Source organism: Streptomyces sp. NPDC058307 (assembly GCF_042880295.1).
In the GTDB taxonomy this organism is placed as follows: Bacteria; Actinomycetota; Actinomycetes; order Streptomycetales; family Streptomycetaceae; genus Streptomyces.
Map to the genome: position 1 here is coordinate 121,639 of NZ_JBHVYZ010000018.1, position 12,285 is coordinate 133,923.

The following is a 12,285-nucleotide window of genomic DNA, read 5'->3' on the forward strand; positions in this document are numbered from 1 at the left end:
GTCTCTAAAATCTGCACGTCAGGGCTGCTCCAGCGCCGTAGCACCCACCGCTTTGCCAGGACGAGGAGCCGCACCTCATGGCCGAACATCCCGCCTACCCCGTAGGCCTCCGCCTCACCGGCCGCAGGGTCGTCGTCCTCGGCGGCGGTCAGGTCGCCCAGCGCCGTCTGCCCGCCCTGATCGCGGCGGGCGCGGACGTCCTCCTGGTGTCCCCCGAGGCCACCCCCTCGGTGGAGGCGATGGCGGACGCGGGCGAGATCACTTGGGAGAAGCGGCCCTACCGGGAGGGTGACCTCGCTGCCGCCTGGTACGCCCTGATCGCCACCGGCGACACGGAGGCCAACACCCTGGCCTCCGCCGAGGCCGAGCGCCACCGCGTCTGGTGCGTCCGCTCTGACGACGCCGACGCCGCCACCGCCTGGACCCCGGCGACGGGCCACAGCGAGGGCGTCACGGTCGCCGTGCTCACGACGAACGCCAAGGGCCGCGACCCCCGGCACACGGCGGCCGTCCGGGACGCGGTCGTGGAGGGCCTGCGCGACGGCACCCTCGTCGCCCCCCACCACCGCACCCGCACCCCCGGCGTCGCCCTCGTCGGCGGCGGTCCCGGCGACCCCGACCTGATCACGGTTCGCGGCCGGCGCCTCCTCGCCGAGGCCGACGTCGTCATCGCCGACCGCCTCGGTCCCCGCGACCTCCTCGCCGAACTCCCGCCGCACGTCGAGGTCATCGACGCGGCGAAGATCCCGTACGGCCGTTTCATGGCCCAGGAGGCCATCAACAACGCCCTGATCGAGCACGCCAAGCAGGGCAGGTCGGTGGTACGGCTGAAGGGCGGGGACCCCTACGTCTTCGGCCGCGGCATGGAGGAACTGCAGGCCCTCGCCGAGGCCGGCATCCCCTGCACGGTCGTCCCCGGCATCTCCAGCTCGATCTCGGTGCCCGGCGCGGCCGGCATCCCCGTCACCCACCGCGGCGTCGCCCACGAGTTCACCGTGGTCAGCGGCCATGTCGCCCCTGACGACGAGCGCTCTCTGGTCGACTGGCCCTCGCTCGCCAAGCTCACCGGCACCCTCGTGATCCTCATGGGTGTCGACAAGATCGGCCGGATCGCCGAGACCCTGGTCGCCCACGGCAAGTCGCCCGACACCCCGGTCGCCCTGGTCCAGGAGGGCACGACGGCCGCCCAGCGCCGGGTCGACGCCACTTTGGCGACGGTCGCCGAGGTGGTGGTCGCCGAGGAAGTGAAGCCGCCGGCCGTCATCGTCGTCGGCGAGGTCGTCGCCGTCGGAGCGCGGGTCTCGGAACCCTCGGAGTAACCCGGGGTAACACAACCCGTTCCCAGCCGTTGGCACCGCACCCAGGACAAGGCAGTATCACCCTGTGGCCGATCTCATCACCGTCGAGGACCCCGACGACCCGCGCCTGCACGACTACACGGGCCTGACCGACGTCGAACTGCGGCGCAAACGCGAGCCGGCCGAGGGCCTGTTCATCGCCGAGGGCGAGAAGGTCATCCGCCGGGCGAAGGACGCGGGCTACGAGATGCGCTCCATGCTGCTGTCCGCGAAGTGGGTCGACGTCATGCGCGACGTCATCGACGAACTCCCCGCCCCCGTCTACGCCGTCAGCCCGGAGCTCGCCGAGCAGGTCACCGGCTACCACGTGCACCGCGGCGCGCTCGCCTCCATGCAGCGCAAACCGCTGCCCACGGCGGCGGAGTTGCTCCAGAGTGCCCGTCGCGTGGTGGTCATGGAGTCGGTCAACGACCACACCAACATCGGCGCGATCTTCCGCTCGGCGGCGGCCCTGGGCATGGACGCGGTGCTGCTGTCGCCCGACTGCGCAGACCCCCTGTACCGCCGCAGCGTCAAGGTCTCGATGGGCGCGGTCTTCTCCGTCCCCTACGCCCGCCTCGACACCTGGCCCAAGGGCCTGGAGTCGGTCCGCGAGGCCGGCTTCACCCTCCTCGCCCTCACCCCGGACGCGAAGGCCAAGACCCTCGACGAGGCCGCCCCGCACAGGATGGACCGGGTCGCGCTGATGCTCGGCGCCGAGGGCGACGGCCTGACCACCCAGGCCCTGGTCGCCGCCGACGAATGGGTCCGCATCCCGATGGCCCACGGCGTCGACTCCCTCAACGTGGGCGCGGCGGCCGCGGTCGCCTTCTACGCGGTGGCCACGGGACGCCCGCAGGACTGATCGCCGGTCACCTCCTGCTCCGGCACATCGCCTACGACGGTCCCCGTTAATGGCGCCCTCAGTCCGTGCCGTCGCCGCCCGGACGCGGCGGCTGTGCCTGGTCCGGCGACGCGTGCACCTGCCCCTGCCGCTGTTCCCGTACGACGCCGTCGTCGCCGCCGAGTCCGCGCGACGGCCCCTGGCAGCCCTGGGCCGCGGCGATGCCGAGCGCCACGAGCAGGGTCACGACGACGAACACGAACAGCCGCTGGCGCAGCAGGCGGGGGTTCGCGGGGCGCAGCCCCGTCTTGGTGTTCCTGGAGGCCGGGCGCCCGGTACCGCTGCGCGGCGCGGGGCGGCTTCCGCTGCCCGAGCGGGTCGTGTTCCGCGAGGAGGCCGGGGTGGGCCGGGGGCCGGGGCGGGAGGAGGGCACGCCGTTGCCGCGCGGGGTGCTCCCGCCGCGTGACGGAACTCCGCCGCGCGCGGGGGCCTGCTGGCCCCGGACCTGCCCCGAACCGCGGGACTGGGGGGTCCCCTGGGAGCCGGACGGGCCCGGCTGCCCCTGGGGACGTCGCTGGGCGGTCCGCTCCGGGTAGGTGTCGGCGATGCGGCCGGTGGGCCGGTCCGCCTCGGCGGCGCGCGGGGAGGGCGGGCGCAGATCCGGCAGACCCTGCGCCTCGCGGGCCGCGATCTCCTTGAGCCGCAGCGACAGCTGGAGGGTGCTCGGCCGCTCCTCGGGATCCTTCGCCAGACACGCCCGGATGAGGGGGGCGACCGCGTCGGGCACACCGTGCAGCTGGGCCTCCTCGTGCACCACGCGGTACAGCATCACCTCGGAACTGCCGTGCCCGAAGGGCGAGTCGCCCATCGAGGCGTAGGCCAGGGTCGCGCCCAGCGAGAACACGTCCGTGGCCGGCGTCACCGCGGCGCCACGCACCTGCTCGGGCGCGAGAAAGCCGGGGGAGCCGACGGCGGTGCCGACGTGGGTGAGGGTGGAGGCTCCGGTCGCCCAGGCGATACCGAAGTCGATGATCCGCGGCCCCTTGGGGGAGAGGAGGATGTTCGACGGCTTGAGGTCGCGGTGCACCACCCCCGCCTCGTGCACGGCGACGAGCCCCTCCGACAGGGCGGCCCCGATGGAGGCGACCTCGGCGGCGCCGAGCGCGCCCTCGTCGGCGACCTTGTCGTGGAGGGAGGGGCCGGGCACGTACTGGGTGGCGAACCACGGACGGTCCGCCTCCAGATCGGCCGCGACGAGCCGGGCGGTACAGCCGCCGCGGATCCGCCGGGCAGCGGAGACCTCGCGCGCGAACCGCGACCGGAACTCCTGGTCCTCGGCCAGATCCGGCCGGATGACCTTCAGCGCGACCCGCTGCCCCTTGCGGTCGGAGCCCAGGTAGACGACCCCCATACCCCCGGCGCCGAGCCGTCTGTGAAGCCTGAACGAGCCGACGACGCGCGGGTCCTCGCGCCTCAGGCGCATCATCGCCATGTTCATCCCCGCTGCCCGGTCCGTGTGACGAGCCACAGCTTACGTTTCCACGGGCCGCCGCGCGCAGAGGCCGCGCCCTCTCGGCCCGGTGGATTGTCAGTGCCGGGTGGGAGAATTGAGGGGTGGTCAAGGAGCCGGAGGGCGGGCGGACTTCGGCTCGGATGTGATCCCAACCACCCGTCGCAGAAGGGGGATTGAACCCGTGAAGGGTGATCGCGTGGAGATAGTCGTGGACGCAGGTGACACGACACGCACCTACGAGGTGGTGGCGAGCAGGGCGGGCCGCCGAGTGGAGACGGCGGTGCGACGAGGTGTCGTGGAAGTGAGCGAAGTCACGCGGAACGGATCGGTGGTGCGGACGGCCCGGTTCATGGCGACCCGGGTGCTGGCGCTGGTGGAGCAGCCGGTGCCGCGCGAGGACAGCTCGGAGAAAGCGGGGCAGACGGGACGACCCCTCCGGGAAGACCCGGAGACCTAGGCCCCCGTCTCCACCCATGGGAGTACTCCGCTGGTCATGGCTCATCCTCGGGGAGGCCCGGCAATCGGTACGAGGGCATGACGTGCGGGGAGCCCAGGACGCCTAGATTTGAGGTCAAGCGGCGGGTGCAGCACTCGTCCCCCGAGGTCAGACACCCGCCGCTGCCAACGACAACAGAACGGTCAGGAGAGGGACCATGGCTCTTACGGCACCGCGGACACTGTTCCGCACACGTCAGCCCCGCCGTACGGGCCGTCGCCACCCGCTGGTGGCGACGCTGATGGCCCTTCCTCTGGCGGTCCTGCTCCTCGTCGTCTTCGACGGCTGGGAGACAGTGGCCACACAGGCGTCGTCCGTGGGAGTGATGCTGGGGCGCTGAGCGGCGACCCCAGGCCCGGAAGAGCGGTCCGGGCGGGAACATCAACCCATGAAACCCCGTGGGGACGGGGGTGCGGCGGACGGCAAAATGCCGGCGCAGCTGGGGAGCTGCGCCGGCATTGCGTTTGCCTCCGGCGGTTGAGCCGGTTTGTCTGCGGGTGCGGGTTGGTGGGGGCGGGCGTTTTGCGCAGTTCCCCGCGCCCCTGGATGCCTGCGGCGGCCCGCTCGGCCCCGGTGGGGGCGGGTGCAGCGCGTGCGGTGTGTTTGGGGTCGGGGCCGGGGTGGGGGGTATCCGTCCTCGGTCCGGCGGCTCGGTCTCTTGAGTGGTGCTCTGTAACGGACGCCGGCCGCTGCGGGCGGACACCCCCCACCCCGTCCCCTTCCCGCCGTACGCGGCCAACCGCCCGTGGTGGCGCGCCGTCCGGCGAACGGTCCGTCGGGGCGCGTGGGGTGGGCGAGCGGTCCGTCCTGGCGCGGGTGACTGCAGCTCCCTAGGGGCGCGGGGAACTGCGCGACCAGCCCCCACCGGCCCGCAGCCGCCCGACAAGCCGACCCGGCACCCCCGTAGGCGCCCCGCTCAAGCCAGCGCAGCTGCTCGCGGGGAACTGCGCGACCAGCCCCCACCGGCCCGCACCCGCACGACAACCTGACACGGCACCCCCTCAGGCGCCCCGCCCAAAATGACCTGCGTACCCTCGCCAGCAGACAGACCCCCGCCGCCCAGGGAGCCCCGTGACCCCCCACCCCCTGCTCGCCGAGCTCACCCTCAGAGCCAGGGTCGAGGCTCACTCGCGGACCTCGTCGGGCTGTCCCTGCGGGGCGGCCACCCTCGCCGACCGCCCCGACGCCACCGTCGTCCGCCACGCGGACACCGTCGCCAAGGCGCACGCCCCCGACACCGACCCCGCCGACCTGGCCCCCCGCCTCACCGCGGCCGCCCAGCTCCCCGGCATCCTCCTGCCCCCACTCGGCCGGACCCCCGTCGACCTGCACCGCCGGCTCGTCACCTTCTGGCCGTACGGCGAACCCGTGGACCCGGAGAACCCCGACGCCGCCCCCTGGGAAGCCGCCGCCACCCTCCTCGCCCGCCTCCACCGCACTCCCGCCCCGCACGGCCTGCCCCCCATGCGCGGCCCCGCCAAAGCAGCCCTCGCCGTTGCCCGCCTCCTCGCCGCCGGCCGCCGGAGGCACACCGTGCCCGTGCTCCGCGCCTGGCTCACCCTCCCGCCCTGGGCCCGCGCCGAGACCCCCATGTCCGACACCACGACCCTGTGCCACGGGGACCTCCATCTCGGCCAGCTCGTCCGCCACCCCGCTCCCGACGGACCCTGGCGTCTCATCGACGTCGACGATCTCGGCGTGGGAGAACCCGCCTGGGACCTCGCCCGCCCCGCCGCCTGGTACGCCTGTGGGCTGCTCCCGTCCGACGACTGGTCCCGCTTCCTCGGCGCCTACCGGGCGGCCGGGGGCCCCGCTGTTCCCGCCGAGGGCGACCCCTGGCCGGCCCTGGACGTCGCCGCCCGCGCGCTCACCGTGCAGACCGCCGCCCGGGCGATCGCCAAGGCGACCGAGGCGGGCCGTGCGCTGGACGACGTGGAGCAGGCGGTCGTCGACGCCTGTGACCGAATGGGTTCCGCCCCGCCGGAGTTGGCGGCCGGTTCCGCGAAGTAGGGTGCAACCGACCAGAGCCGGACAGAGTCTGTCCTGGCGTAACGCTAAGCAGGACCGACCGGCGAGGAGTTGAGCCGACGATGCAGTGTCCGAAGTGCCACGCCCCGATGCACACGTACAACCGCAACGGTGTCCAGATCGAGCAGTGCAGCGGCTGCCGCGGGATCTTTCTCGACTACGGCGAGCTGGAAGCGCTGACCCGTCTGGAGGGCCAGTGGGGCGGCGGCCCTGCCGTTCCGCCGCCGCCGGCGGCTCCGCAGTACCCGGCCCAGCCCGGCGCACCGGCCTGGGGCGCGCCGCAGCACGGCGGCGGTCACTACGGCGGTCACGGCGGTCATCACGGCGGCCACCACAACCGCGGCTTCGGCCACATGCTGTTCTCCAGCTGACCAGGGGACGAGGAAGCCCCCGGCCGCAGGGCCGGGGGCTTCGGTGTGTGCGCGATACTGGGATTGAACCAGTGACCTCTTCCGTGTCAGGGAAGCGCTCTCCCGCTGAGCTAATCGCGCGGGAACCACGATCAAGATCGTGCGTGCTGCGTGCGCGATACTGGGATTGAACCAGTGACCTCTTCCGTGTCAGGGAAGCGCTCTCCCGCTGAGCTAATCGTCCTTGGAGGTGGAGACGGGATTTGAACCCGTGTAGACGGCTTTGCAGGCCGTTGCCTCGCCTCTCGGCCACTCCACCAGGAGTGCAGGGGCTCGGGAAGATCCCCTGGTTCCATCGAGCGGACGACCAGGTTCGAACTGGCGACCTCAACCTTGGCAAGGTTGCGCTCTACCAACTGAGCTACGTCCGCTTGTCGTTTCGTTCCGCTCTCGCGGCCCGGCGACGAGTTGAACTCTAGCGGATTCCGGGGCCAGCACAAAAACGCGTTTGCGCAGCGTGCTGCGGTGCGCATGTCGACGTACATGGTCAGAGCGCCTTCAAGGACATGGCCAGGTCACCCGCAGGACACCCGCCATAGACTCGACCATGTGCTCGACCTCGCTCCTCTCGCCCGTTTCGGCGACCGCCTCGCCACCGGTCTCCTCGATGTCACCAGCGACCCCGCGGCCCTGGACTCCAGCGGCTTCTGGGCCGTCGCCGCGGACTTCGAGGGCGGTCTGACGTGCGCCCGCTTCGCCGACGTACGCCGGGAGCCGGTGCCCGCGCCGAGGCCGGGAGTGTGGCGCGGGCCCGCGGCCGGTGACTGGACGTCGTCGCTGGATCGCGCCGCGTACACCGAGGGCGTACGGCGGATTCGCGCGCTCATCGCCACCGGCGAGGTCTACCAGGCCAACCTCTGCCGTGTCCTGACGGCGCCCGTCGTACCCGACGCCGACGTGGACGCGCTGACCGCGCTGCTGGCCCGGGGCAACCCGGCGCCGTACGCAGGAACGATCCGGCTGCCCGGGCACGGCGTGGAGATCGCCACCGCGTCCCCCGAGCTGTTCCTGCGCAGGGCGGGGCGGGTGGTGGAGTCGGGGCCGATCAAGGGGACCGGGCGGACCGAGGACGACCTGCTGGCCAAGGACTACGCCGAGAACGTGATGATCGTGGACCTGGTGCGGAACGACCTGGGGCGGGTCTGCGTCGCCGGCAGCGTCGCCGTTCCCGACCTGTGTGCCGTCGAGAAGCATCCGGGGCTGGTCCATCTCGTGTCGACCGTGCGGGGCGAGCTGTGCGCGGGGGCCGGCTGGGCCGAGCTGTTCGGCGCCGCCTTCCCGCCCGGCTCGGTCACCGGTGCGCCCAAGTCCAGCGCCCTGCGGATCATCGACGCCCTGGAGACCGCGCCCCGCGGGCCGTACTGCGGAGGCGTCGGCTGGGTTGACGCGGACCGGGGTACCGGGGAGCTGGCCGTCGGCATCCGCACCTTCTGGATCGACCGCGCCGAGGGAGTGCTGCGCTTCGGCACCGGCGCCGGGATCACCTGGGGGTCCGATCCCGAGGGGGAGTGGCGGGAGACCGAGCTGAAGGCGTCCCGGCTGCTCACGGTAGCGTCGGGGACGTACGACGTGAGCGAAGGGACCTTTACGTGAAGATCTGGCTCGACGGCGGGCTCCAGGACAGCGAGACCGCCCGCGTCTCCGTCTTCGACCACGGGCTGACCGTGGGCGACGGCATCTTCGAGACCGTCAAGGCGGTGGGCGGCCGTCCCTTCGCCCTCACCCGGCATCTCGACCGGCTGACGCTGTCGGCACGGGGCCTCGGGCTGCCCGACCCCGATCACGACGAGGTCCGCCGCGCCTGCGCCGCCGTACTGGAGGCGAACCCGATGCCGCTCGGGCGGCTGCGCATCACCTACACCGGTGGCCATGGCCCCCTCGGATCCGACCGGGGCGAGCACGGGCCGACGCTGGTCGTCGCCCTCGGCGAGTCCGCCCCGCGCCCCGACTCCACGGCCGTGATCACGGTGCCGTGGACCCGTAACGAGCGTGGCGCTCTCACCGGGCTCAAGACCACCTCGTACGCCGAGAACGTCGTGGCACTCGCACGCGCGCGTGAGGGCGGTGCTTCCGAGGCGCTGTTCGCGAACACGGTCGGGCAGCTGTGCGAGGGCACCGGGTCGAACGTCTTCGTCGTGCTCGACGGCGAGATCCACACTCCGCCGCTCGCCTCCGGCTGCCTGGCGGGCATCACGCGCGCGTTGACCGTCGAGTGGACCGGGGCCAGGGAGACCGACCTGCCGCTGGACGTCCTGGAGCGGGCCGACGAGATCTTCCTGACCTCGACCCTGCGGGACGTCCAGGCCGTCCACCGCGTCGACGCGCGCGAACTGCCGGGGGCGCCCGGCCCGGTGACCGCCAAGGCCCTGCGGATCTTCGAGGAGCGGGCCGGGGACGACCTCGATCCGTAAAGGGCGCGGATATTGGGCTGCTCCGGTGCGCGGCAGCGGGTAGAACTCCGGTGATGACCACCACCCTGCGGCCGACCGAGCCGCTCCAGCGCGGCGCCGACGGGGCGCTGTCCCGCCACTACACGGTGTGCGTGAACAGCCGTCCCGTCGGGGCGATACACCTCGCGACCCATCCGTCCTTCGGGTCGGCCGTGGCCCAGATCCGGGACCTGCGGATCGACGAGCCGGACCGCAGGCGTGGCCGGGGCACGGTCGCCGCGCTCGCCGCCGAGGAGGTGGCGCGGGGCTGGGGCTGCGGGCAGCTGGAGATCAGGGTCCCCGCCGACGCCGAGCCCGCGCTGCGGCTCGCCACCATGCTCGGCTACCTCCACCGCAACCGCGGCATGGAGAAGACACTCGGTGCCGACACGCCCGAACTGCCCGCGGGCAGCCGGGGCAGGCCCATGACGGAGGCCGAGTTCGGGCCGTGGGCGGAGCGCGGCATCGAGGAGTACGCCCGGGACTGGGCCGACCGCGGGGTGCCCGAGACCGAGGCGAGGGCGAGGTCGGAGAGGGACAACGAATGGTTGACGGAGCGCGGCCTCGCGACCGAGGACGCGCTGTTCAGTGTGCTGGAGCACGACGGGGTCCGGGTCGGTGTCCTGTGGCTGGAGTTCACCGGCGCCAGGGCCTTCGTCTACGACGTCGAGACCGAGGAGCCCTTCCGCGGCCGGGGACACGGCCGGTCCATGATGCTGCTGGCCGAGGCCCAGACGATCGCCTCCGGCAGACGGGTCCTGGGCCTCAACGTCTTCGCGGGCAACACACCGGCCGAGCGGCTGTACGAGTCGCTGGGATACGTGACGGTGGGTTACTCGATGTACAAGAGCCTGATCTGAGGCGGGGTGCGGGAACCCGCCCCGAGGCCGCTCACTCCTGCCCGCCGAGCAGCCGGTCCGCGATCTCCTCGATCCGCTCGAGCAGCCCCTGCCGGCTCTTGCCGCCGTCGAGACGCTCGCCGTCGATGACGTACGTCGGTGTCCCGCTCACGCCGATCGCCTTGCCCTCGGCCTGGTCGGCGTCCACGATCAGGATGTGCCGGCCGTCGATCAGCGCGGTGTCGAACTCCTCGGCGTCGAGGCCCAGTTCACGGGCGACCTCGACCAGGAAGGGTTCTCCCTGACGGTCCAGCTCCTCCACGCGTCCGAGCACCGCCTCGACGAACTCCCAGCCCCTGCCCTGCTCCAGCGCCTCCTCGGCGGCCTGCGCGGCGGCGAAGGAGTGCTTGTGCTTGTCCAGCGGGAAGTGCCGCAGCCGCAGCTCCAGGCGGTCGCCGTAACGGGCACGCAGGGTCCGGACATCGTCCAGCGCGTCACGGCAGTCCGGGCACTGCAGCTCGCACCAGACATCGAGAACGGGTGCGGGGGGACGGACAGGGGAGGGCTCGCTCATGGGTCCAGTCTCCCAGCCGGTGCCCACCCGGCCCAATCGCCCCCGGCCGTCCACGACGGCGTCCGCCTGCCCCACAGGTACGGCCCCGACCGGCACCTGCGGAGGAGGCGACCCGGAGATGTCCCTGATGTCCTGCCGGGGCATGGCCCGGTGGGGGTCGAAAGGTGCAGGATGGACAGGGACGAAGCGGCACGTAGCCGATCGAGCCCCGCCTGGAGGACCGGATGATTGCCGAGACCGTCTGTTCCGCCGTCGCCGCGGCCGGCCTGGGCATCGCGGCGGTCACCGCGTACCGGAAGCGTTTCCTCGCGGCGACCCGTATCGCCGCCTACTCCCTCGTCCCGCTCGGCCTGGTGATGACCGGCGTCGTCGACTGGCTCGCGGACACCGCCTTCAGCCCGACCGCCTGGGCGGGCTTCGGCGTGCTCGGCCTGGCGTGGGTGCTCTTCTCGACCACGCGCGCGGTGGAGCGCCGCCGCGGCGGCACCCGCAAGGAGCGCAGGGCGGCGGCCCGTGGTGCCCGGCAGGAGGCGGTGGCCCCCACGGCCTCCGCGCCCTCCCTGGGCCCGGCCGCGCGCACCCCCGCGACCCGCCCCGCGGGCAGGACCGGGGCCAGTGGGGGCGCCGGGGCCGGCGCGGACGACTTCAGCGACATCGAGGCCATCCTCAAGAAGCACGGCATATGACGCTCCCGTCGTGAACTGAAACGCTCGCAGTGGGATCAGCGCCGGTCCGTAAGTGATCACGACTCGAAACGGACATCACGGAATCCGGCGAACTCCCGCGCATTTCGGGCGTGTTGATCGCGGCGGAGGCGCCGACTGCGCCATCATCGCCGCGAGATGCTGGACACGAAACAGAGCGATACCGCGCCGCCGCAGGACGAGCCGCGTGGATGCCTCTTCGCCCTTTCCCAGCCACCGCTGATGATCTTCCTTGCGGTGATCGGGTCTCTCCTGCTCATGGCTGCGCTGCACGACCTGCTGCTGCTCTGAGCCGTACCCGTGGGTCCCCGGCGTCACCCGCCGGGGCCCACGCCGACATCCCGCCCGGCCTCCGGCCTCGCCCGGACCTCAGCCCGCGGCCTCCTTGCGCCGCGCCCGGTAGGCGGCCACATGCAGACGGTTTCCGCAGGTCCGGCTGTCGCAGTAGCGCCGCGAGCGGTTTCGGGACAGGTCGACGAAGGCCCGTCGGCAGTCGGGGGCCTCGCAGCGCCGCAGCCGCTCCTGCTCCCCGGCCACCACGAAGAACGCCAGCGCCATCCCGCAGTCGGCGGCCAGGTGGTCGGCGACGGAGGCGCCCGGCGCGAAGTAGTGCACATGCCACTCGTAGCCGTCGTGGTCCGTGAGCTGGGGAGTGGTGCCCGCGGCGGCGACCAGTTCGTTGATCAGCGCGGCGGCGACCCGGGCGTCCGGGGCGGCGAAGACCGAGGTGAACCGTCCGCGGATCTTGCGCACGGCCGACAGATCGAACTCCGAGAGCACCCCGACACCACTGATCTCGTGGTTTCGTACGAAATCCTCGAGCGCCGCCACATCCGGCAGCGCGTCCGGCGACGCGTCGTCCTCCGGTGCGGTGTTCACCAGATCGACCACGGTGTCGAGCGCGCACCGGGTGTCGTGGGTGATCAGCACGATTCGCTCCCTGGCCTGGGGGTCGGGCGAACGCCCGCCGATGCTGGCCGATGGTAAGGGCTCGCCGGGACTCGGCGGCGGGCAGCACGACAGGCGCCGCCGGGGGGGGGGGGGGGGCGCCCCCCCCCCCGGGGGGGGTAAAAAAACACCCCCCCCCCCCACACAAACCACAAAAGAGAGG

Annotated in this window: 14 protein-coding genes and 3 tRNA genes; 11 read left to right on the forward strand and 6 right to left on the reverse strand. The window is 72.7% G+C overall.

All coding sequences use genetic code 11. From position 1 onward, the window contains the following. Window positions 1-77 precede the first annotated feature (77 nt). Together cobA and ACFVYN_RS16110 are read left to right on the forward strand one after the other, a co-directional pair. Window positions 78-1,319, forward strand: coding sequence for a uroporphyrinogen-III C-methyltransferase (gene cobA / locus ACFVYN_RS16105; RefSeq protein WP_389998271.1), 1,242 nt, complete (start codon window positions 78-80; stop codon window positions 1,317-1,319). 64 nt (window positions 1,320-1,383) lie between these two features. Next, window positions 1,384-2,202: a TrmH family RNA methyltransferase gene (locus ACFVYN_RS16110; protein WP_389998273.1), complete on the forward strand. Its 819-nt coding sequence runs from the start codon at window positions 1,384-1,386 to the stop codon at window positions 2,200-2,202. A 58-nt stretch (window positions 2,203-2,260) separates the two neighbouring features. Here the strand turns inward: ACFVYN_RS16110 and ACFVYN_RS16115 are convergent, their stop codons facing one another. Then, window positions 2,261-3,679, reverse strand: a complete 1,419-nt coding sequence (locus ACFVYN_RS16115; RefSeq protein WP_389998305.1) for a protein kinase — start codon at window positions 3,677-3,679, stop codon at window positions 2,261-2,263. Window positions 3,680-3,875: 196 nt separating this feature from the next. Here ACFVYN_RS16115 and ACFVYN_RS16120 point away from each other — a divergent pair, with 196 nt between their 5' ends. From ACFVYN_RS16120 to ACFVYN_RS16135, 4 genes are all read left to right on the forward strand, one after another. Beyond that, complete coding sequence (locus tag ACFVYN_RS16120) at window positions 3,876-4,151, forward strand: hypothetical protein (RefSeq protein WP_007380750.1); 276 nt, start codon at window positions 3,876-3,878, stop codon at window positions 4,149-4,151. A gap of 196 nt (window positions 4,152-4,347) precedes the next feature. Further along, the gene (locus tag ACFVYN_RS16125; RefSeq protein ID WP_352390023.1) at window positions 4,348-4,530 is read left to right on the forward strand and encodes a hypothetical protein; all 183 of its coding nucleotides are present in this window, start codon (window positions 4,348-4,350) and stop codon (window positions 4,528-4,530) included. Between the two features lie 731 nt (window positions 4,531-5,261). Continuing rightward, window positions 5,262-6,200: an aminoglycoside phosphotransferase family protein gene (locus ACFVYN_RS16130; RefSeq protein WP_389998276.1), complete on the forward strand. Its 939-nt coding sequence runs from the start codon at window positions 5,262-5,264 to the stop codon at window positions 6,198-6,200. 80 nt (window positions 6,201-6,280) lie between these two features. Next, on the forward strand, window positions 6,281-6,589 hold the full coding sequence (locus ACFVYN_RS16135; protein WP_389822669.1) for a zf-TFIIB domain-containing protein: 309 nt from the start codon (window positions 6,281-6,283) through the stop codon (window positions 6,587-6,589). A gap of 48 nt (window positions 6,590-6,637) precedes the next feature. Here the strand turns inward: ACFVYN_RS16135 and ACFVYN_RS16140 are convergent. From ACFVYN_RS16140 to ACFVYN_RS16150, 3 genes are all read right to left on the reverse strand, one after another. Next, a tRNA-Val gene (locus tag ACFVYN_RS16140) sits at window positions 6,638-6,709 on the reverse strand. A gap of 104 nt (window positions 6,710-6,813) precedes the next feature. Beyond that, window positions 6,814-6,887, reverse strand: a tRNA-Cys gene (locus ACFVYN_RS16145). 39 nt (window positions 6,888-6,926) lie between these two features. Beyond that, window positions 6,927-6,999 (reverse strand) — tRNA-Gly (locus tag ACFVYN_RS16150). 178 nt (window positions 7,000-7,177) lie between these two features. Here ACFVYN_RS16150 and ACFVYN_RS16155 point away from each other — a divergent pair. From ACFVYN_RS16155 to ACFVYN_RS16165, 3 genes are read left to right on the forward strand one after another with little or no spacing between them, the layout of a single operon-like run. Next, window positions 7,178-8,221, forward strand: a complete 1,044-nt coding sequence (locus tag ACFVYN_RS16155) for a chorismate-binding protein (RefSeq protein WP_389998279.1) — start codon at window positions 7,178-7,180, stop codon at window positions 8,219-8,221. Beyond that, the gene (locus tag ACFVYN_RS16160; protein ID WP_389998282.1) at window positions 8,218-9,039 is read left to right on the forward strand and encodes an aminotransferase class IV; all 822 of its coding nucleotides are present in this window, start codon (window positions 8,218-8,220) and stop codon (window positions 9,037-9,039) included. The genes ACFVYN_RS16155 and ACFVYN_RS16160 overlap by 4 nt, the downstream gene beginning before the upstream one ends. Window positions 9,040-9,089: 50 nt before the next feature. Continuing rightward, complete coding sequence (locus ACFVYN_RS16165) at window positions 9,090-9,917, forward strand: GNAT family N-acetyltransferase (protein ID WP_389998285.1); 828 nt, start codon at window positions 9,090-9,092, stop codon at window positions 9,915-9,917. A gap of 31 nt (window positions 9,918-9,948) precedes the next feature. Here ACFVYN_RS16165 and ACFVYN_RS16170 read toward each other — a convergent pair whose 3' ends face one another. Continuing rightward, window positions 9,949-10,470: a DsbA family protein gene (locus ACFVYN_RS16170; protein ID WP_389998288.1), complete on the reverse strand. Its 522-nt coding sequence runs from the start codon at window positions 10,468-10,470 to the stop codon at window positions 9,949-9,951. A gap of 224 nt (window positions 10,471-10,694) precedes the next feature. Here ACFVYN_RS16170 and ACFVYN_RS16175 point away from each other — a divergent pair, with 224 nt between their 5' ends. Both ACFVYN_RS16175 and ACFVYN_RS16180 read left to right on the forward strand, forming a co-directional pair. Further along, window positions 10,695-11,156, forward strand: a complete 462-nt coding sequence (locus tag ACFVYN_RS16175; protein WP_389998291.1) for a hypothetical protein — start codon at window positions 10,695-10,697, stop codon at window positions 11,154-11,156. 156 nt (window positions 11,157-11,312) lie between these two features. Continuing rightward, entirely contained in the window at window positions 11,313-11,465 is a 153-nt protein-coding gene (locus ACFVYN_RS16180) for a hypothetical protein (RefSeq protein WP_020117509.1), read from the forward strand. A 78-nt stretch (window positions 11,466-11,543) separates the two neighbouring features. Here ACFVYN_RS16180 and ACFVYN_RS16185 read toward each other — a convergent pair whose 3' ends face one another. Continuing rightward, window positions 11,544-12,104 carry a CGNR zinc finger domain-containing protein gene (locus ACFVYN_RS16185; RefSeq protein ID WP_389998294.1) on the reverse strand — a complete coding sequence of 187 codons (561 nt, stop codon included), beginning with the start codon at window positions 12,102-12,104 and terminating at the stop codon, window positions 11,544-11,546. Window positions 12,105-12,285: the final 181 nt, after the last annotated feature.